Below are 19,346 nucleotides of genomic sequence, written 5' to 3' on the forward strand. Positions count from 1 at the left end.
CCTGGGCGGCCGCAGACCGTCAGCGGTCCCGCGTCACCATGACCTTCTCGCGCCCCACCTGGTCGGGCAGGAAGAAGAGGTCGTCGGCGTCGGCGACGTACAGCGGCAGCTCGCCGAGCTTCGCCGGCATCCCGTCGGCGTCGGTGACGGTGAGCTCGACGTGGTCCGCGGAGCTCCTCGAGTTGTACTTCCAGGTGCCCTCGATCTCGGCGGGAGCGCCCTGGGCCGCCGCGCCGAGCAGCTCGTCGGGGACCCCGGTGGCGGTGAACGTCCGGTCCTCGCCGAGCGCGACGACGGTCGTCTCGCCGTCCCCCACGTAGGAGCCCACGAACTGCGGCTCGGAGTAGTCCCTCTTGCCGAGATCGAACCCGCACCCGGACAGCGCGAGCACGCAGACGAGTGCCCCCACCCCGGGGATGACCTGCCGCTGGTTCATTCCACACCTCAGTTGTTGCCGTCGTGACCGGTCGCCCAATCTAGTGGGAATGCCGCAATCCCTCCTGGGCTGGCGAGGTAACGAACGGCACACCCTGTGGCGATGTGATGGACGCCCGGCGCAACCAACCGACCCCGTCACGCACAATGAACGCATCATGAGCAACATCCGCACAGCGGCGGGCGGCTCCGCGCTGCTCGTCGCGGTCCTCGTCTTCGCCCTGAACCTGCGCACCCCCATCACATCCCTCCCGCCGGTGATGTCCGACGTCGCCGCCGGACTGGGCCTCGACCAGACCCTCGCGGGTCTCCTGGTGGGCATCCCGGCGCTGTGCTTCAGCGTGGTGGCGCCGGCTGCGTCGACGCTGATCGCCCGGGTGGGGCCGTACGCGGCGGTGACGGTCGCCCTGGTCGGGGTGATCGCGGGGACGCTGATCCGGTCGGCGGGCTCGGGCACGGCGGGCGTGGTGGCGGCGTTCGCGGGGACGGTCGTGCTGGGCTCGGCCATCACGGTGGGCAACGTGGTCGTGCCGGTGATCATCGCGCGGGACTTCCCGGCGCGGACGGCGCTGGCGACGGGCCTGTACTCGTCGACGATGAACCTGGGCTCGGTGTTCGCGACGTCGCTCACCGCGCCGTTCGCTGCACTGCTCGGCTGGCGGGGCGCCATCGCGTCGTGGGCGGTCGTGGCGGTGGTCGCGCTCGTGGTGTGGCAGGTCACCACCCGCCGTCTGCCGGACCCGCAGGGCAGGCGCGCGGTCCGGCGCCCGGGCACGTCCGGGGCCGACGACGGCGCCGCACCCGGCGAGACGCCGCCCGAGACGCTGGTCGACGGCCCGACCGGCACCCCGGCGCCGCCCCTGGTGGAGCGGCCCGAGGAGACGTGGGGCGGCGTGCTGCGCCGGCCGATCACCTGGCTGCTGACCGTGGCGTTCGCGGGCCAGTCCTTCTCGTACTTCGCGGTGACGGGCTGGCTGCCCGAGCTGCTGCGCGACCTGCTGGGTGTGTCGGTGACCACCGCGGGCAACGCCGCGGCGCCGTTCCAGGGCCTCGCCATCGTGGGCAGCGTGCTGGTCCCGCTCGCGCTGGCGGCCCGCGTGCCGATGCGCGGCGCGGCCGTGGTGATGAGCGTCCTGTGGGTGTCGCTGCCGGCGGGCCTGCTGCTCGCACCGCAGTGGTGGCTGCTGTGGGTGAGCCTCGCCGGGATCGCCCAGGGCGGGAACTTCGTCGTGATCTTCACGGTGGTCGCGCAGCAGTGCCGCACCGTGGCCCAGACCCGCCGGACCGTGGCGGCCGTGCAGGCGTTCGGCTACGCGGTGGCGGCGTCGGCGCCCGCGGTGATCGGCGCGGTGCACGTGGCGTCGGGCGGCTGGACCGCGGCGCTCCTGGTGATGCTCGGTTCCACGCTGGCACTCGGGACGGCGGAACTGGTCGCGACCCGCCGTCGGCTCACCCGATGATGACAGGAACTTTTCCATAGTCATTGAAATTTGGCAGGATCATTGCCTACGTTGCGAGCATGACGACACACCTTGAGCCCACCGCTGTGCTCCCCACCCTTCGTGAGCACCTCCTGGTCGACGGGTTCGACCTGGTCCTGGACCTCACCCGGTCGCACGGCTCCACGCTCGTCGACGCGCGGGACGGCCGCGAGTGGCTGGACCTGTTCACCTTCTTCGCCTCCTCGCCGCTCGGCATGAACCATCCCGCCCTGGCCGACGACCCGGCCTTCCGCGAGGAGCTCGCCACCGCCGCGATCAACAAGCCGTCCAACTCCGACATCTACACGGTCGAGATGGCGCGCTTCGCCGACACGTTCGCGCGGGTGCTCGGCGACCCCGCCCTGCCGCACCTGTTCTTCATCGACGGCGGCGCGCTCGCCGTCGAGAACGCGCTCAAGGTCGCCTTCGACTGGAAGTCCCGCCACAACGAGGCGAACGGCCGCTCCCCGGAGCTCGGCACCAAGGTGCTGCACCTGGAGCACGCGTTCCACGGCCGCTCGGGCTACACGATGTCGCTGACGAACACGGAGCCGGGCAAGGTCGCGCGGTTCCCCAAGTTCGACTGGCCGCGCATCCCCTCGCCGTACATCGCGGAGGGCAAGGACATGGACGCCGCCGAGGCGGCGGCGCTCGGGGCCGCCCGCGCGGCGTTCGAGGCCAGCCCGCACGACATCGCGGCCTTCATCATGGAGCCCATCCAGGGCGAGGGCGGCGACCACCACTTCCGCCCGTCGTTCCTGCAGGGCATGCAGGAGCTGTGCCGGGAGTTCGACGCGCTGTTCGTCATGGACGAGGTGCAGACCGGCGCCGGGATCACCGGCACCGCCTGGGCCTACCAGCAGCTCGGCATCTCCCCCGACGTCGTCGCGTTCGGCAAGAAGACGCAGGTCTGCGGCATCATGGCCGGCGGCCGCGTGGACGAGGTGCCGGACAACGCGTTCGCCGTCTCGTCGCGGATCAACTCCACCTGGGGCGGCAACCTGACCGACATGGTGCGCTCCCGCCGCATCCTGGAGACCTACGAGGAGGAGGGCCTGGTCGAGCGGGCTCTCACCATGGGCAAGCAGCTCCAGGACGCGCTCACCGAGCTGGCCGGGCGGCACGACGGCGTGACCGACGTCCGCGGCCGGGGCCTGATGTGCGCGCTGACCCTGCCGTCGCGCGAGGTGCGCGACCGGGTCCTGGCCGCGCTCACCGAGCGGAGCGTGCTGCTGCTGGGCTGCGGCGAGCGGTCAGTCCGGTTCCGCCCGGCGCTGACCGTCACCCCGGAGGCCCTGGAGGCCGGCGTCCAGGCCCTCGACGAGGCCCTCACCGCCGCCCTCTGACCAACCTGACCACGTGTCAGACGCTCAGGTCCCCCGGGGGACCTGAGCGTCTGACACGGTCATTCGTCGTTCGCGGCGACGCTGTCGGCGATACGGATCAGCTCCGCGATGCTCGGGCCCGCGTTCTCCGTGGGCGTGCGGCCGATCGTGGCGAGCAGCAGGTAGGAGCCCAGGTCGTCGGTCCACTCGACCCGCACCGGGCCGAACCCGTTGTTGTCCACGCGGGTGACCCGCGCCTCCAGGCCCGACTCCGTCAGGTCCTGCCACTCGATGGTCACCGTGTCACCGGCCAGCTTGCCGGACAGCTCCTCCGACCCCGGGTACGCCACGTAGATGATCGCCGACGCCGGGTGGTACGCCCCGGCGCGGACCTCCTCGTCCGGCCACGCGCCGCCCGGCCGGCCCCGGAACGTCTCCTCGTTCTCGGCGCCCTCCAGCGGGTACGTGATCCAGGTGCCCAGGTGGTCCTCCGCCGTCGTGCGGCCCATGCCGGCCGAGATCTCGGCGGGGCACTCCGCGACGGCCCGGGTCACGTCGTCGGGCACCCAGTGCGGCTGGCGCAGGTCGGCGGCACAGGTCTCCGCGGTGAGCTCCGTGGCGTCCGCCGGCACGACGACGGGCTCGTCCTCGCCGGCGCCGATCACCATCGTGACCACCACGATGATGATCGCGCCGAGCACCGTCACGGCCCCGCCGAGCAGCCACTCGGGCCTGATCCTGGGTTCCTCGATCGTGGTGACCACGTCAGCCCCCGCACTCGATCTCGGTGACGCCGTCGCGCGAGAACGCGATCACCTTGTTCGACGAGACCGGGCTCCGCGCCACCCCGGGCCGCACGTAGGAGCCCCAGTCGCAGTCGTTCTCCGCGAGGTAGGCGTCGCGCGCGCCGCCCGGCGCGTCGTAGCGGATGCGGTGGTCCGGGCCCTGGCAGTTGTAGTCCGGGTCGCAGAGCGAGATCGCCAGCGCGCGCATCGTCACCCAGGTGCTGGTGTCGACGCAGCCGTCGACGGGCAGGCCGTTGTACGCCTGGAAGGCCCGGGTCGCGACGTCCGACTCGGCGTCCCAGGCGCCGTCGACGGGCTCCAGCCCGGTGGCGGCCGACAGGATGTTCTGCGCCGCGACCACCTGCCCTCCCGACGTCTTGCCGCACTCGCCGACCGGGTCGTTGGACACCCAGTTCGCGCTGGAGTGGGCCGCCTGCACCACGGCGGCGACGATCAGGGCGACGACCACGGTGCCACCGCCCGCCTGCAGCCAGGTTCGGGTCGTGGGCATTGCCTCGGCGCTCCTTCGTGTACCCGACGGCGGAGCCGGGCGGATCTACTGGCAGCTGCGAGCGTAACAATCTGCACTTACTAGACGGAAGCGACGCACCAGTCGAAACCGGATCTCATGCTTTTCGATGGTCTGGCTCCTCCTGGTTCGTGACGACGCCACGCAGTCAGATTTCAGATGAGTGAAAGAAAGCACCACCACTGAGCGCAAGACGATCCGCGCTGTAGTGTCGGCCGCATGCTGCGGCCCCTGACCAGCCCGCCGCGCCTGCGCCCGGGCGACACCGTCGCCGTCGTCGCCCCGTCGGGCCCCGTCCCGGCGGACCGGCTCGACGACGGCGTCGCCCACCTCCGTGACTGGGGCCTCGACGTGCAGGTGATGCCGCACGTGCTGGACACGCACCCGGAGCACCCGTACCTGGCCGGCTCCGACGAGGCGAGGGCCGCGGACTTCCAGGAGGCCTGGCTCGACCCCGACGTCCGGGCGGTCGTCTCGGCGCGCGGCGGCTACGGCGCGGCCCGGATGGTCGAGCTCGTCGACTGGGACGCGCTGGCCGCGACGGACCCCAAGGTGCTCGTCGGGTACAGCGACTGCACGGTGCTGCACCAGGCGGTGGCCGCGCGGCTGGGGCTGGTGTCGCTGCACGGGCCGATGTCGGGGACCATGTCGTTCCTCAAGTCCGACGTCGCCCGCGAGCACCTGCGGCGCACCCTGTTCGAGCCCGAGACGACCCAGGTGATCACCGGCCCGGACGCCCACACCCTGGTGGGCGGCACGGCCCGCGGCATCACCACCGGCGGCTGCCTCTCGCTCCTGACCACGTCGGTCGGGACGGGGACCACGCTGCCGTCGGCGGCGGGCGGCATCGTGCTGCTGGAGGACGTCGAGGAGAAGGCCTACCGCATCGACTCGTTCCTCACGCACCTGCTGCGCGCCGGCTGGTTCGACGGCGCGGTCGGCATCGTGCTGGGGTCGTGGCAGGACTGCGAGCCGGTCGAGCCCGTGGTCCTGGACCTGCTCGGCCCGCTCGGCATCCCGATCCTGGGGGAGCTCGGGTTCGGCCACGGGCCCGACCCGCTCACCGTGCCGTTCGGCGTCACCACGCACCTCGACGCGGACGCCGGCACGCTCACGCTGGACCACCCGGCCCTGACGCTTCGCTGAGCCGGGGCCGATGCCCGCGCCCAGCAGGACCGGGGCCCGGGCACCGGGCGGCTCGCTCAGTCGAGCTCGGCCGTCTGTCCCTCGAAGTACGTCTGCAGCACCACCGTGGTGCGCGTCGACACCTTCGCCGTCCGCCGGATCTTCCCCAGCAGCTCCTCCAGCGAGCGCGGCGACGCCACGCGCACGGTGAGCAGGTAGTTCGCGTTGCCCGCCACCGAGTAGCAGGACTCGATGCCGGGCATGCCGCGCAGCTTCTCGGGCGCGTCGTCCTCCTGCGCCTGGTCCAGGGGCGTGATCTCGATGAAGGCGGAGAGCGGCAGCCCCACCGCCTCCGGGTTCACGACCGCCCGGTAGCCCATGATGACGCCCCGCGCCTCCAGCTTGCGCACCCGCACCTGTACCGCGGACAGGGACAGCCCCGAGATCTCGGACAGCACCGCGAGCGTCGTGCGCCCGTCCTTGCGCAGTGCGTCGACGAGCGCCCTGTCCACCCCGTCGAGCGGTGTCAGATCGTTGTCGGTCATCCCGCCACCTCCGCCGCTTCCAGCCAGGCCGCCTCGAGCTCGTCGCGTTCGCTCACCAGGTCGCGGAGCTCCGCGTCCAGCCGCGCGACGGCCTGATAGTCCGTGGCCTGCTGCGCGATGTTCTCGTGCAGCTCGGCCTCCTTCTGGGCAATCTTCGCAAGTCGTCGCTCGATTCGGGAGACCTCCTTCTTCGCGGCCCGGATGTCGCGCTGGGACAGCTCGTCGCCGGAGCCGTTGCCGGCCGCCGCCGGGCCCGTGCCCGACGTCGTCCCCGCGGCCCCGGTCCCGCCGGCCGCGCCGGACCCGCCGGGTGTGCCGGACCCGCCGGGTGTGCCCGAGGCCGAGGCGCCGGCGGCCTTGGCCGCCGCCCGCAGCCGCAGGTACTCCTCCACTCCCCCGGGCAGGTCGCGGATGGTGCCGTCGCCGAGCAGCGCGACCTGGCGGTCGGCGACCCGCTCCAGCAGGTACCGGTCGTGCGAGACCACGATGAGCGTGCCCGGCCAGCCGTCCAGCAGGTCCTCGACGGCGGCGAGGGTGTCGGTGTCCAGGTCGTTGGTGGGCTCGTCGAGCAGCAGCACGTTGGGCTCGGACACCAGCAGCCGCAGGAGCTGGAGCCGGCGCCGCTCACCGCCGGACAGGTCCCGCACCGGCGTGTACGCGCGCTCGCGCGTGAAGCCGAGCTTTTCGGTGAGCTGCGACGCGGTGAGCTCCTTGCCGTCGACGACGACGCGCCCCTTCTCCTGCTCGATCACCTCGACGGCCTTGAGCGACCCCAGCTCGTCGAGCTCGGCGACGTCCTGCGAGAGCTCCCGCACGTGGATGGTCTTGCCGCGCTTGACGCGGCCCGAGTCGGGCTCGCGGCGGCCGGCGAGCAGCGCGAGCAGCGTCGTCTTGCCGGCGCCGTTGACGCCCACGATGCCGTACCGGTCGCCGGGGCCGAGGCGCCAGGTCACGTCGTCGAACAGGACCTTGCCCGGCACGGCCACGCTGACGGACTCCAGGTCCAGCACGTCCTTGCCGAGCCGCCGCGTCGCCATGCGGGCCAGCTCCATCGAGTCGCGCGGCGGCGGCTCGTCGTCGATCAGGGCGGACGCGGCGTCGAGCCGGAACTTGGGCTTCGACGTGCGGGCCGGCGCCCCGCGGCGCAGCCACGCGAGCTCCTTGCGCAGCAGGTTGTCGCGCTTCTCGGCGGCCGTCGCGGCCTGCCGGGCCCGCTCGGCGCGCGCCAGGATGTAGGCCGCGTACCCGCCCTCGTACCCGTCGACGGCGCCGGTCCCGTCGCCGCGCACCTCCCACATCCGGGAGCAGACCTCGTCGAGGAACCAGCGGTCGTGCGTCACGACCACGAGCGCGCCCGTCGTGCCCGGGCGGCCGTACCGCTCGCGCAGGTGGGCGGCGAGCCAGGCCACGCCCTCGACGTCGAGGTGGTTGGTCGGCTCGTCGAGCAGCAGCACGTCCGGGTCCTGGACGAGCAGGGCCGCGAGCGCCACGCGGCGGCGCTGGCCGCCGGACAGCTTCGCGACCGGGGCGTCCCAGCCGAGGTCGGCGATCAGGCCGTCGTGCACCTCGCGGACGCGGGCGTCGGACGCCCAGACGTGGGTCTCGGCGTCGCCGTGCACGAGGTCGAGCACGGTGGCGTCGTCGGGCAGCTCGTCGCGCTGGTCCAGCATGCCCAGGGTGGAGCCGCCCACCCGGGTGACGCGGCCGCCGTCGGGCAGCGCGGTGCCGGCGAAGATGCGCAGCAGGGTGGACTTGCCCGCGCCGTTGGGGCCGACGATGCCGACGCGGTCGCCGTCGTCGAGCCCCAGCGAGACGTCCGCCAGGAGGGTACGGGTGCCGATGGTCAGCGCGATGCCGTCTGCGCCGAGGAGATGTGCCACCTACCAAGGGTAGTCGCGCGCTACGCTCACCCCGGCCGACCCTTCGACAAGCTCAGGACTGCGCGCCGACCGCGCAGCAGGACTTCGCCGCCGGCCCAGCAGAACGACGACGCCGAGGAGCACAACGTGGCCCAGTTCGACATGCCGCTGTCCGAACTCGAGAAGTACACCCCGGAGGTCGACGAGCCCGCCGACTTCGACGAGTTCTGGTCGACCACCCTGGCCGAGGCCCGGACGTTCGACGAGGCGCCGGAGGTGGAGCGCGTCGACGTGGGGCTGACGGAGATCCTGGTGGACGACGTCACGTTCCCCGGTTTCGGCGGGCACCCGGTCAAGGCGTGGCTGACGCGCCCGGCGCACGCGGCGGGCGACCTGCCCGTGGTGGTCGAGTACCAGGGGTACGGCGGCGGGCGGGGCCTGCCGCACGAGCGCATCCACTGGGCGGCCGCGGGCTACGCGCACCTCATGATGGACACGCGCGGGCAGGGCTCGGGCTGGGGCGCGGGCGGGGACACTCCGGACCCGGTGGGCTCGGGTCCCGCGTCGCCCGGTTTCATGACGCGCGGCGTGCTCGACCCGCACGACCACTACTACCGGCGCGTGTTCACCGACGGCGCCCGCGCGGTCGACGCGGTGCGCGCGATCGAGGGGATCGACCCGGCGCGCGTGGCGCTGAGCGGCGGCAGCCAGGGCGGCGGCATCACCATCGCGGTCGCGGGCCTCGTGCCCGACGTCGTGGCCGCCATGCCGGACGTGCCGTTCCTGAGCCACTACCGCCGCGCGGTGCAGATCACGGACAACCTGCCGTACAACGAGATCACCCGGTACCTGTCCGTGCACCGCGACCCGGCGGTCGAGGAGCAGGTCTGGCGCACGTTCTCCTACCTGGACGGGGTGTCCTTCGCGCGGCGGGCCCGCTCGGCCGGCCTGTTCTCGGTGGCGCTCATGGACGGCACGTGCCCGCCGTCGACGGTGTACGCGGCGTACAACGGCTGGGGCCCGGGCGGCTCCGGGGGCGTGAGCAAGGAGATCGACGTGTACCCGTACAACGACCACGAGGGCGGCGGCGACTACCGTTTCCCGCGCAAGCTCGCATGGCTGAACAAGATCGTCTGACGGCCGGGGTCGGTGGACCCACGACCGGAGTGTCGGACACGGGCGGTACGCTCCCAGCGCACGCCCAAGACCCGGAGGTAGCGCCCGTGACCGAGTACGACCTGCCCCTCGTGATGGTGGCACCGGCCGGTCCGCCCGCCACCGACGAGCCCACGGACTTCGACGCGTTCTGGGCGGCGAACCTCGCCGCCCACCGGGACATCGAGGTAGAGCCGACCCTCGTGGCCGCCGGCGCGCGCTCGCGGGACCTGCGTGCCGAGACCGTGACGTTCGCCGGGTTCCAGGGCCGCCCCGTGACGGGCTGGCTGCTGCTGCCCGTCGGCGCGGCCGCGACGCTGCCCGGGCTGGTCGAGCTGCGCCCGGCCGGTGGCGCGGCGGCGCGCGACCTGGAGTGGCTCGCGTCCGGCGGGTACGCCCACCTGGTCGTCGAGGTGCCCCCGGACGACCTCGACGACCCGTACAACCGCGGTGCGTTCACCGACGCGTTCCGGGCGGTGCAGGCGCTGCGCACCCTCGCGAGCGTGGACCCGTCGCGGATCGCGGTGCTGGGCACCGGGCCCGTGGCGGCGGCGGCCGTCGCCACGGCGGGCCTGCTGCCCGACCTGGCGTGCGCCCTGGTGGAGGGCGACGTCGCCGCGGCGCACAAGGACTCGCTGGTCGCGTTCGCCCGCCGGGCGAGCACCCCGCTGCAGCTCACGCAGGGCGCGGGCGCCCAGGTGCTGCAGGAGGAGTGGGGCCGCAACGCCGCGCTGGCGCTCAGCCAGATGACGGGCTCCGTCGAGCGCGTGGTCGAGTGCGTCCTGACCGCCGACAGCGACCTGGTGACGCGCCGCACCCGCTGGATCGCGCGGCACACGCACCTGACGAACGTCTTCGTCCCCCAGGTCGCGTACTGACCGCAGGCTGACCCGGTGCGCGCTCAGGCGCGCATCGGGGTCACGATCTGCGTGCCCGGGGCGGGCCCGGTCGCGCACCAGACCGCGTCGACGACGTCGGCCGCCGTCCACGCGGCGCCCAGCGCGAGCGCGTGCTGCCGCGACCGGCCCAGCGCCGCGACCGTCGGGCCGGACCCGGAGACGACGACGCCCAGCGCCCCCGACTCGGTGGCGACCTCGACCACGTCGGCGAGCTCCGGGCGCAGGTCGAGCGCCGGGCCCTCCAGGTCGTTGTGCAGCGCCTTGCCGAGCGCGACGGGGTCGCCGGCCCGCAGCGCGTGCATGATCGCGGTGTCGTCGGCGGGCGCCACCCGCGGCGTCGACGGCCCGGCCAGCTCGTCGAACCGGCGGAACACGGTGGGCGTCGAGAGGCCCTCCCGCTGCGTCGCGAAGCACCAGTGGAACTCGCCGCGCGTCATCGCGGGGGTGAGCAGGTCGCCCCGGCCCGTGCCGACGGCGGTGTGCCCCAGCAGGGAGAACGGCACGTCCGCGCCGAGCTCGGCGGCCAGCTCCACGAGGTCCGGGCGGGGTACGCCGGCCTCCCAGAGCGCGTCGCACGCCACGAGCGCGGCTGCGGCGTCGGCCGAGCCGCCCGCCATGCCGCCGGCCACCGGCACGCCCTTGGTGATGTGCAGCTGGACGTCGGCGGCCAGGCCGGTGCGCTCGGCCAGCAGCGCGGCGGCACGCCAGGCGAGGTTGGACTCGTCGGTCGGGACGGCGTCGGCCTGCGGGCCCGAGACGGTCAGCGAGATGCCGGCGCCGGGCGTCACCTGGGTGGCCGTGACCTCCTCGAACAGGGAGACGGCCTGGAAGATGGTGGCCAGCGGGTGGTAGCCGTCGTCGCCGACGGGGCCCACGCGCAGGCCGAGGTTGACCTTGCCGGGCGCACGGACCCGGACCGAGGGCGGCGGGGCCGCCGCGAGACGCGGGATCACTCGTCCCCCTCCTGCTCGTCGGTGTCAGACACAGAGGTCCCCGGGGTGACCTGTGGGTCTGACAGGTCGCGGAGCTGCTCCGCGATGCGCGCGAACTGCTCGACCACGAGCGTCTCACCCCGGGCGCCCGGATCGACGCCGGCGGCCCGGAGCGCCGCCTCAGCGGCGGCACCGGAGCCGAACACCCCGGACAGGGCGGCGCGCAGCGTCTTGCGGCGCTGCGCGAACGCGGCGTCCACGACGGCGAAGACCTGCCGGCGCGAGGCGGTGGTCGTCGGCGGCTCCCGGCGCTCGAGGTACACGAGCGCGGAGTCGACGTTGGGCGCGGGCCAGAAGACGTTGCGCCCGATGGTCCCGGCGCGGCGGGCCGACGCGTACCACGCGGCCTTCACCGACGGGATGCCGTAGATCTTGTTCCCCGGCACGGCGGCGATGCGGTCGGCGACCTCGGCCTGCACCATCACGAGCACGCGCTCCAGGGAGTCGAACCGCTCCAGCATGGTGAGCAGCACCGGGACGGCCACGTTGTACGGGAGGTTCGCGACGAGCGCCGTCGGCGGCTCGCCGGGCAGCTCGGTGACGTCGAGGGCGTCGGAGAGCACCACCTCGAAGTCGGCGCCCGGGACCCGGGTCCGCACGGTGTCGGCGATCTGCCCGGCCAGGACCGGGTCGATCTCGATCGCGACGACGGAGGCACCGGCCTCCACGAGGCCCAGGGTCAGGGAGCCCAGCCCGGGCCCGACCTCGACCACCCGCTCGCCGGGCCGCAGCCCCGCGGTGCGCACGATCTTGCGGACGGTGCCGCCGTCGTGCAGGAAGTTCTGGCCGAGCGTCTTGGTGGGCCTAACGCCCAAGCGCCCTGCCAGGTCGCGGATCTCCGCGGGACCGAGCAGGGCGCTTGAGGTGTCGTTCATGCAGGTGAGCCTAACTGGAGCGTTCGTGCGGAGCGTACTCGGAGGTGGGACGCAGCGAAGCAAGTCCCGCCGGAGAGGACGCGAAGCACGAGAGCGACCATGGCTCTATCAGTACCAACCCACCGACTCCGAGTGGCCCCACGCACTGCACGGCGTGCCGTAACGGTCCGCGATGTAGCCGAGGCCCCACTTGATCTGGGTGGCCGGGTTGCTGGCCCAGTCCGAGCCGGCCGAGGCCATCTTGGAGCCCGGCAGCGCCTGCGGGATGCCGTAGGCACCGGACGACGGGTTGGCCGCCAGGTGGTTCCAGCCGGACTCGCGCTCCCAGAGGGACTCGAGGCAGGTCCACTCCGAGCCGCCCCAGCCGCGGGCCGCGGCCATCTGCTGGCCGATCTCCTTGACGGAGCCGGACGGCACGGGGGTGCTGCTCTTGGTGCTGGTCTCCTCGACGGCGACCTTCTCGACCGGGCGCGCCTTGGTACCGACGACGACCACACGGTCGACCGGCTTCTTGGTCACCTTGTCGGAGAGCTCCTTGCGGTCCACGACCTCGCCGTCGATCGTACGGACGACGACGACCCGGGTGCGGACTCCCTTGGTGCCCTCGCTCTTGACGAGCTTGCCCTCGTCCTCGTAGCGGCCGGAGTCCTTGGTGGTCCGGGAGTCGAAGGCCACCGCGAGCTCGCGGGTGACCTTCTTGGTCTCGACGCGCTGCACCTGCACGGCGATGTCCGCGCCGGCCTCGTCGGCCGACTTGGCGGACTTCGCGTCGATCGTCTTGTCCTTGACCAGGGTGGCGACGGGGACGACGCTCACGAGGTCGTCCTTGTCGAGCTCGACCTCGAGGCGGTTCAGCACGCTGTCGACGCTGTCCGAGTGGTCCTCGACCACCTGGGTCGAGCCGTCCGCGACGACGGCGACGGGGCCGTCGTCGTTCAGGCGGAGCGGGAGCGAGGCGCGGTCGCCGGAGCGGGACGCCACCAGGGCGACGTCTCCGCCGCGCTCGGCGAGCGTCGTCAGGGCCTCGCCGGCGTCGGTCACGGTGACCCAGACGTCCTTCTCGGCGTCGCCGTCGGACATGGTGACCTGGCGGGCGTAGCGCACCACGACCTGGTCGCCGTCGGCGAGCTTCGCGTCGGTACCGGGGGCGACGACGTCGCGCTCGCCCAGGCGGACGCCCTGCGACTCGAGCATGCCCTGCACGGAACCGGAGAAGGTGGTGACGGTCCTGACGGTGCCGTCGACGTCGAGCGTGACGGTCTTGCGCGCCTCCGCGAAGGCGATGGAGCCGGAAGCGGCGACCGCTACGGCTGCGAGGCCGGCGACCAGGGGCCAGCGACGGCGAAGCTTCGAGGGGGTCGTCTGAGGGCTCGGGGCCTCGGACTCTGAGTTGATGCTGGGGATGGAGCCAGAACTCTGCTGCTCAGAACGGGGGTTCACTCGTGTCCAGTCGTCGGACGTCCCGGGCACGGGCGGCGAGTCGGGGGCACGTGCAGGCGCACGTCTCCCCACCACGATTCGGCCTGGGGGCCAGGCGACTCTTGCGAGCCGTCGCGGTCTCGACCGGCCGATCCGGCGGTCTCGCACTGAGGCCGAGGTTCCGTTCTCAGTGCCGCCCCTGCCGCCGTCGGGACGCTGTGGACTACACCACAACGAACCCCCACGCCAGCGAGGACAACCGAACGTAACTGATCCGTTATCGTCCGGCCAAGTTTCTCGGTGCTAACGGGCTGTGTTGTCGATCACTTGTCTAGGACAACCGTCCAACTCGCCCTTCCGTGTCAGACGTACAGGTCACCGGGGTGACCTGTACGTCTGACACGTCGGGGCTGGTCGGGACGGGCTCGGTCAGAGCAGGCCGAGCTTCGCGGCGCACCCGGGCCACTGACCCCAGCCGGACTGCTGCTGGAGCTTCTGGGCCCGCATCGTCTGCTCGCTGGCCGAAGCCTCCGACGGAAGACCGGACCCGCCCATCGCCTGCCACGTCGGTAGCGAGAACTGGTAGAGCCCGTAGTACCCGTTGCCGGTGTTGGTGGCGGGGTTGCCACCCGACTCGCACTGCGCGAGCTGGGCCCAGACACCGCTGGTGGCGACGACGTCGGCCTTCGGCTCCGCCGCGGCCTTCGGTGCCGGCTCGGCCGCCTTCGCGACCGGCTCCGGCTCGGGCTCCGGCTCGGGCTCCGGCGCCGGACGCTCCTTGGTGCCGTACACGGTCACCTGGTCGACGGGCTTGCGCTCGACCTTCGCGGAGCGCTTGTCCCGCTCGGTGACCTCGCCGTCCACCGTGGTGACGTCCCACGTCGTGACGCGCTTGCCCACGACGCCCTTCGTCTCCACGTACGGCGCGAGGTCCTCGAACCGGTCAGGGTCCGCGGTCCGCATCTTGTCGAAGGGCAGCTTGGTCACGGTCTTCTCGACCGTGGTCCGCACCTGCTCGACGACGACGGACAGCGTCGGCGTGCTCGGGCTCGACGCCCGCTCACCCTCGACGGTGAGCCGCTCGACGGTGATCCTGTCGTCCTTGTCGACCGTGACGTCGTTCTCGGCGAGCACGTCGTCGAGCTGTGCCGCGCCGTCGTCCACGCGCTGCGTCTTGCCGCCGACGACCAGGTTGACCGGCCGGTCGGTGTCGAGCCGCAGCGGGAGAGAGACCCGTCCGCCGGAGCGGGACGGGACGAGCGCGACGTCGCCGGACCGCTCGGAGAGCGTGGCGAGCGCCTCGTCGGCGTCGAGCGCGGTGACCCAGGTCGTCCGCTGCTCGCCGCCGGACTGCAGCGTGACCTCGTGGCCGTAGCGGACCACGACCGTCCCGCCGTCGCGCAGCGAGCCGTCGGCGCCGGGGGTCACCGCGTCCCGGCTCGTGACGTCGACGCCCTCGTCGGCCAGCAGGCCGGCGATGTCGCCCTGGAAGGTCTCCACGGTGGTGACCCTGCCGTCCACGTCCAGCGTGACGGTCTTGTGGGCCGACGCGTAGGCGGTGATACCGCCGGCTCCGGCGACTGCGATGGCCGCGGCGCCCGCGAGAAGTGCTGCTCTGCGGTGGCGTTTGCGCGGCGGGGCCGACTGGGGAGGGGCCGGCGGGGAGGGGGTGTGAACCGCTGGGGACGGTTCGAGGATCTCGGTGATGCCGGTGGTGCCGGCCTCAGGGGTGGGGGGCAGTTCGCTGGGGATGCCCTGAGCTGGGTGGGGAGATGACACGCGGGTCCAGTCCTCGCGCGGTCCGGGCACGGGGGCCGGGGCGGCGCGAGTCCCACGCACCTCCCACGCGAGGCGCGGGCCCGGCCGGCCGATCCGGCGGTCCCAGAGACCGTAACGCCGCCGTTATCAAATGCAAGTCTCTTCGAGAAATACCCGGCGGGAAACGTCAGGATAGATCCTTAAATGTCTCAAATGTTCCAGGGTGAAAACCCGGGTGAGATCAGTACCAGCCGATCTCCACCGAGTGCGCCCACGCGCCGCACGGCGTGCCGTAGCGGCCGGAGATGTAGCCCAGGCCCCACTCGATCTGGGTGGCCGGGTTGGTCAGCCAGTCGCTCCCGACGGTCGCCATCTTCGAGCCCGGGTTCGCCTGCGCGATGCCGTACGCCTCGCTGGTCGGGTTCGCGGCGTTCCAGCGCCAGCCGCTCTCCTTCTGCCAGAGCTGGTCCAGGCAGGAGAACTCGTCGGCGCCCCAGCCGCGCTCGGCGGCCATCGCCTGGGCCAGGGCCCGCGCCGAGCCCGGGTCCACGGGGGCCGTGGCGACGTCCATGGTGCCCACCACGAGCACCTCGTTCACGGGCTTGCGGGTCACCTTCCGCTCCACCACCGTGCGTTCGACGACGGCGCCGGCGACCGTCTTGACCTCGTACTTCACCGTGGCCTCGCCGGCCACGCCCGCGGTGCGGATCGACTCGTAGCCCTCGGGGAGGCTCGGGTCCTCGACCGTCTCGGTCTCGAACGGCACCACCTCGGTCACCGTGCGCGACGACGACGCGTCGCGGCTGACCATGACGATCATCCCGTCCACGGCCGCGGCGTCGAGCGGCACCGACGTGATGTCGCCGTCGGCCAGCGCGATGCCCGCCTCGTCGAAGACGGAGCGCACCGTCGAGCGGGTGGTGCTGAACTCCAGCACGGAGCCGTCCACGGCGATGTTGACCTTCTTGACGGTCGAGAACCGGACCGGGTCGCGGTCGAGCCGGGTGGTCCGGGAGGCCGTGGCGAGGGCGCCGTCGCCCCGCGGCCCGAGGGCCGCGAGCAGCTCTCCGACGGTGCCCGCCGTGGTGCGCAGCGTCATGACCTGGCCGTCGAGCTCGATCGTGACGTCGCGGCTGGTGCGCACCACCAGGGTGCTCCCGGGGCCGACGCCGGACGTCGCGGCCGGCTGGACGACGTCGTCCGGCTCCAGCTCGAGGTTCTGCGACGCGAGTGCCTCGGCGACCGTGCCGCCGTAGACGCCGACCGTGCGGACGTCGCCGTTGTAGTCGATGGTGATCATCGACGCGTTGGCGACGTACATGCCGCTGACGCCCGCGAGCACGCCGACGACGGCACCACGGACCAGCCAGCGGGCCGGTCTGCTCGCGAGCCACGGCCGTGCGTACCTCACCACGAGCACCAGACCGTAACGGAACAAACCTCGCAGCAAAAGGCGTAGGCCGATGAAATGAAATGCCGCTTTCTTCGGCTTATTGCGCCGTTCTTACCAGGTGCCGTAGACGCGCTCCGAGTTGGCGCCGAGGTCGGCGCACAGCGTCGCGAGGTCTTCCCCGAGGTGAGCGGCCATGCCGCGCACCGTGTGGGCCACCGCGAACGGGGCGTTCGGCTGCCCCCGGAACGGGTGCGGAGTGAGGTACGGGGCGTCGGTCTCGACGAGGATCAGCTCCCGCGGCGCCACGGTCAGGGCCTCGCGGAGGTGGTCGTTGGCCTTGAACGTGACCGGTCCGGCGAACGACAGGTACCAGCCCTGCTCGGCGCAGACACGGGCCATCCCGGCGTCGCCGCTGTAGCAGTGGAAGACGGTGCGCTCGGGGGCGCCGTCGGCCAGCAGGACCTCGATGACCTGGGCGTGGGCGTCCCGGTCGTGGATCTGCAGGGCCAGGCCGAGCTCCTTGGCCAGCGCGATGTGGGCGCGAAAGGCGTCCCGCTGGGCCTGCTCGCCGCGCGGGCCCGTGCGGAACAGGTCCATGCCGGTCTCGCCGATCGCGCGGACGCGGTCGTTGCCCTTGGCCAGGTCGGCGATCTCCGCGATGGCGTCGTCGAGCCCCACGGCGTGCCGCTCCTCGGGCTCGGGCGCGAGCCCGTCGGGCCCGACCTCGAGCACGCCGGCATGCAGCGTCGCCTCGTTGGGATGGATGGCGAGCGCCCCCAGCACCCGCGCCCCCCGCTGAGTGCTGGATTCTCGCCCCGATTCCGGGGTCTCGGGGGGCGAATACCCAGCACTCAACGAGGTGAGAAGGGCGTCCGTCCAGCGGGCCGACGGGAGGTCGCAGCCCACCTGGACCACCCGGTCGACGCCCGCGGCCGCGGCGCGCGCCAGGTGGTCGGCGACGGACGGCGGCCAGGGGCCCTGCTCGCCGTCGGGCGCCGCGGCCGGCAGCACCGCGGCGATGTGGTCGAGGTGGGTGTGGTTGTCCACGACCGGGACGGGCAGCGGCTCCGGGGCGGCCGGGAACCCGCGCTCGCGTGTGCGCTTCGCCATCGCCGGGCTCAGGCGGTCGTGTCGTCGAGGCGGGGGAACAAGGCGGCGCCCTTGGTCACGGTGGTGCCGGCCGGGAGCACCCCGAACGTCGCCGCACCGTCGAGCTGCTGGGCGTCGAGGGTCCCGAGCGAGGCCTCCGCGCCGAGCAGCTCCCAGAGCCCGGCCGCCGCCTTCGGCGTGATCGGGTTGAGCAGCACCGCGAGCGAGCGCAGCGCCTCCGTGGCGGTGACGAGCGACGTCGCCAGGCGGCCGCCGTCGGCCCCCGCGCCGGACTCGTCGGTCTCGCCGGGCTCCTTCGCGAGCTTCCAGGGCTGCGTGTCGGCGAGGTAGCCGTTCGTGGCGTCCACGAGCGTCCAGACGGCGGAGACCGCGTCGTGGATGGCGAGCCGGTCGATCGCCGCCTCGGCGTCGGCCACGGCCTGGGTCGCGACCCGGGCGAGGGCCGTCTCGGCCTCCGTGGGCTCCCCCGGGGTGGGCAGGGTGCCGCCGAAGTACTTGCCGATCATCGCGGCGGTCCGGGACGCGAGGTTGCCGAACCCGTTGGCGAGCTCCCCGTTGTAGCGGGCGGTCATGTCCTCCCAGGAGAACGAGCCGTCCCCGCCGAACGCGATGGTCCGCATGAAGTAGTAGCGGAACGCGTCCGAGCCGAAGGTGTCGATGATGTCCGACGGCGCGATGCCCGTGAGCTTGGACTTGCTCATCTTCTCGCCGCCCACCAGGAGCCAGCCGTGCGCGAACACGGTCTTCGGCAGCGGCAGGCCGGCGGCCATCAGCATCGCCGGCCAGATCACCGCGTGGAACCGCAGGATGTCCTTGCCGACCAGGTGCACGTCGGCCGGCCAGGTCCGCGCGAACTGCTCCTTGCGCTCCGGGTCGGCACTGTCCAGGCCGACGGCGGTCGCGTAGTTGAGCAGGGCGTCGAACCAGACGTAGAGCACGTGGGAGGTGTCCCACGGGATCGGGACGCCCCAGTCGAACGTGGAACGCGAGATCGACAGGTCCTGCAGGCCCTGCCTGACGAAGCTCACGACCTCGTTGCGCGCCGACGCCGGCTGCACGAACTCGGGGTGCTCCTCGTAGAGGGCCAGGAGCCGGTCTGCGTACTCGCTCATCCGGAAGAAGTAGTTCTGCTCGGAGAGCATCTCGACGGGCGTGCCGTGGATGGCGCACACCTTCAGTCCCTCGAACTCGCCCGTGCCGTCGAGCAGCTCGCCGGGGAGCTTGTACTCCTCGCAGCCCACGCAGTACGGCCCCTCGTAGGAGCCCTCGTAGATGCCGCCCTTGTCGTACAGGTCCGTCAGGAAGGCCTGCACCGCCGTCTCGTGCCGCTCCTGCGTGGTGCGGATGAAGTCGTCGTTGCGCACGTCGAGGGTCTGCAGCACGGGCTTCCACGCCGTCTCGACCAGCCGGTCCGCCCAGTCCTGGGGGCTGACGCCGTTGGCCTCGGCGGTGCGCAGCACCTTCTCGCCGTGCTCGTCCGTGCCGGTGAGGAACCAGACGTCCTCCTGGCGCTGACGGTGCCAGCGCGTCACCACGTCGGCAGCGACCGTCGTGTACGCGTGCCCGATGTGCGGGGCGTCGTTCACGTAGTAGATCGGCGTCGTGAGGTAGAAGGTCTTCTGGGCTTCCGGCATGGCGTCCATCGTAGTTCCGCGGGGGCG

General features: G+C 72.6%; 17 protein-coding genes. 5 read left to right on the forward strand and 12 right to left on the reverse strand.

The genetic code is table 11. From position 1 onward, the window contains the following. Positions 1-19 precede the first annotated feature (19 nt). Positions 20-436, reverse strand: a complete 417-nt coding sequence (locus tag FHX71_RS20530) for a hypothetical protein (protein ID WP_182619301.1) — start codon at positions 434-436, stop codon at positions 20-22. Between the two features lie 157 nt (positions 437-593). Between FHX71_RS20530 and FHX71_RS20535 the strand changes: the two genes are divergently transcribed. Beyond that, positions 594-1,895 (forward strand): MFS transporter, encoded by a 1,302-nt coding sequence (locus FHX71_RS20535; protein ID WP_182619302.1) that lies wholly within the window; start codon positions 594-596, stop codon positions 1,893-1,895. A gap of 59 nt (positions 1,896-1,954) precedes the next feature. Continuing rightward, positions 1,955-3,262, forward strand: a complete 1,308-nt coding sequence (gene lat / locus FHX71_RS20540; protein ID WP_182619303.1) for an L-lysine 6-transaminase — start codon at positions 1,955-1,957, stop codon at positions 3,260-3,262. Between the two features lie 59 nt (positions 3,263-3,321). Here lat and FHX71_RS20545 read toward each other — a convergent pair whose 3' ends face one another. Then, positions 3,322-4,005 (reverse strand): hypothetical protein, encoded by a 684-nt coding sequence (locus tag FHX71_RS20545; protein WP_182619304.1) that lies wholly within the window; start codon positions 4,003-4,005, stop codon positions 3,322-3,324. A 1-nt stretch (position 4,006) separates the two neighbouring features. After that, a complete protein-coding gene (locus FHX71_RS20550; protein ID WP_182619305.1) occupies positions 4,007-4,537 on the reverse strand; it encodes a peptidoglycan-binding domain-containing protein in 531 nt (176 codons plus the stop codon). A gap of 237 nt (positions 4,538-4,774) precedes the next feature. On the opposite strand from FHX71_RS20550, the gene FHX71_RS20555 reads away from it, so the two are divergent. Then, positions 4,775-5,701, forward strand: a complete 927-nt coding sequence (locus FHX71_RS20555; RefSeq protein WP_182619306.1) for a S66 peptidase family protein — start codon at positions 4,775-4,777, stop codon at positions 5,699-5,701. A 56-nt stretch (positions 5,702-5,757) separates the two neighbouring features. Here FHX71_RS20555 and FHX71_RS20560 read toward each other — a convergent pair whose 3' ends face one another. Then, positions 5,758-6,225, reverse strand: a complete 468-nt coding sequence (locus FHX71_RS20560; RefSeq protein ID WP_182619307.1) for an Lrp/AsnC family transcriptional regulator — start codon at positions 6,223-6,225, stop codon at positions 5,758-5,760. Further along, entirely contained in the window at positions 6,222-8,105 is a 1,884-nt protein-coding gene (locus FHX71_RS20565) for an ABC-F family ATP-binding cassette domain-containing protein (protein ID WP_182619308.1), read from the reverse strand. The genes FHX71_RS20560 and FHX71_RS20565 overlap by 4 nt, the downstream gene beginning before the upstream one ends. A gap of 126 nt (positions 8,106-8,231) precedes the next feature. Here FHX71_RS20565 and FHX71_RS20570 point away from each other — a divergent pair, with 126 nt between their 5' ends. Beyond that, complete coding sequence (locus FHX71_RS20570) at positions 8,232-9,221, forward strand: acetylxylan esterase (RefSeq protein WP_182619309.1); 990 nt, start codon at positions 8,232-8,234, stop codon at positions 9,219-9,221. Between the two features lie 86 nt (positions 9,222-9,307). Then, a complete protein-coding gene (locus FHX71_RS20575; protein ID WP_182619310.1) occupies positions 9,308-10,117 on the forward strand; it encodes an acetylxylan esterase in 810 nt (269 codons plus the stop codon). 23 nt (positions 10,118-10,140) lie between these two features. On the opposite strand, the gene FHX71_RS20580 is transcribed toward FHX71_RS20575, so the two are convergent. The 7 genes from FHX71_RS20580 to metG all read right to left on the reverse strand — a co-directional run bounded on the left by FHX71_RS20580 (position 10,141) and on the right by metG (position 19,319). After that, complete coding sequence (locus FHX71_RS20580; protein WP_182619311.1) at positions 10,141-11,091, reverse strand: 4-(cytidine 5'-diphospho)-2-C-methyl-D-erythritol kinase; 951 nt, start codon at positions 11,089-11,091, stop codon at positions 10,141-10,143. Next, complete coding sequence (rsmA, locus tag FHX71_RS20585) at positions 11,088-12,005, reverse strand: 16S rRNA (adenine(1518)-N(6)/adenine(1519)-N(6))-dimethyltransferase RsmA (protein WP_182619312.1); 918 nt, start codon at positions 12,003-12,005, stop codon at positions 11,088-11,090. Before rsmA ends, FHX71_RS20580 begins: the two co-directional genes overlap by 4 nt. 108 nt (positions 12,006-12,113) lie before the next feature. Beyond that, positions 12,114-13,445, reverse strand: coding sequence for a resuscitation-promoting factor (locus tag FHX71_RS20590; protein WP_182619313.1), 1,332 nt, complete (start codon positions 13,443-13,445; stop codon positions 12,114-12,116). Positions 13,446-13,853: 408 nt separating this feature from the next. Continuing rightward, positions 13,854-15,122 (reverse strand): resuscitation-promoting factor, encoded by a 1,269-nt coding sequence (locus FHX71_RS29795; protein WP_182620007.1) that lies wholly within the window; start codon positions 15,120-15,122, stop codon positions 13,854-13,856. A gap of 301 nt (positions 15,123-15,423) precedes the next feature. After that, on the reverse strand, positions 15,424-16,593 hold the full coding sequence (locus FHX71_RS20600; protein ID WP_312877155.1) for a resuscitation-promoting factor: 1,170 nt from the start codon (positions 16,591-16,593) through the stop codon (positions 15,424-15,426). 93 nt (positions 16,594-16,686) lie between these two features. After that, positions 16,687-17,685, reverse strand: a complete 999-nt coding sequence (locus FHX71_RS20605) for a TatD family hydrolase (RefSeq protein ID WP_182619314.1) — start codon at positions 17,683-17,685, stop codon at positions 16,687-16,689. An 8-nt stretch (positions 17,686-17,693) separates the two neighbouring features. Next, positions 17,694-19,319, reverse strand: coding sequence for a methionine--tRNA ligase (gene metG, locus FHX71_RS20610; protein WP_182619315.1), 1,626 nt, complete (start codon positions 19,317-19,319; stop codon positions 17,694-17,696). Positions 19,320-19,346 lie beyond the last annotated feature (27 nt).

Origin of the sequence: Promicromonospora sukumoe (assembly GCF_014137995.1) — a bacterium.
Lineage (GTDB): Bacteria > Actinomycetota > Actinomycetes > Actinomycetales > Cellulomonadaceae > Promicromonospora > Promicromonospora sukumoe.

What these genes read in the sequence shown, in the direction of transcription:
- FHX71_RS20530 (WP_182619301.1), bottom strand. Translation starts at nt 436, where the DNA reads ATGAACCAGCGGCAGGTCATCCCCGGGGTGGGGGCACTCGTCTGCGTG.
- FHX71_RS20535 (WP_182619302.1), top strand. Translation starts at nt 594, where the DNA reads ATGAGCAACATCCGCACAGCGGCGGGCGGCTCCGCGCTGCTCGTCGCG.
- lat (WP_182619303.1), top strand. Translation starts at nt 1,955, where the DNA reads ATGACGACACACCTTGAGCCCACCGCTGTGCTCCCCACCCTTCGTGAG.
- FHX71_RS20550 (WP_182619305.1), bottom strand. Translation starts at nt 4,537, where the DNA reads ATGCCCACGACCCGAACCTGGCTGCAGGCGGGCGGTGGCACCGTGGTC.
- FHX71_RS20555 (WP_182619306.1), top strand. Translation starts at nt 4,775, where the DNA reads ATGCTGCGGCCCCTGACCAGCCCGCCGCGCCTGCGCCCGGGCGACACC.
- FHX71_RS20560 (WP_182619307.1), bottom strand. Translation starts at nt 6,225, where the DNA reads ATGACCGACAACGATCTGACACCGCTCGACGGGGTGGACAGGGCGCTC.
- rsmA (WP_182619312.1), bottom strand. Translation starts at nt 12,005, where the DNA reads ATGAACGACACCTCAAGCGCCCTGCTCGGTCCCGCGGAGATCCGCGAC.
- FHX71_RS20605 (WP_182619314.1), bottom strand. Translation starts at nt 17,685, where the DNA reads ATGGCGAAGCGCACACGCGAGCGCGGGTTCCCGGCCGCCCCGGAGCCG.
- metG (WP_182619315.1), bottom strand. Translation starts at nt 19,319, where the DNA reads ATGCCGGAAGCCCAGAAGACCTTCTACCTCACGACGCCGATCTACTAC.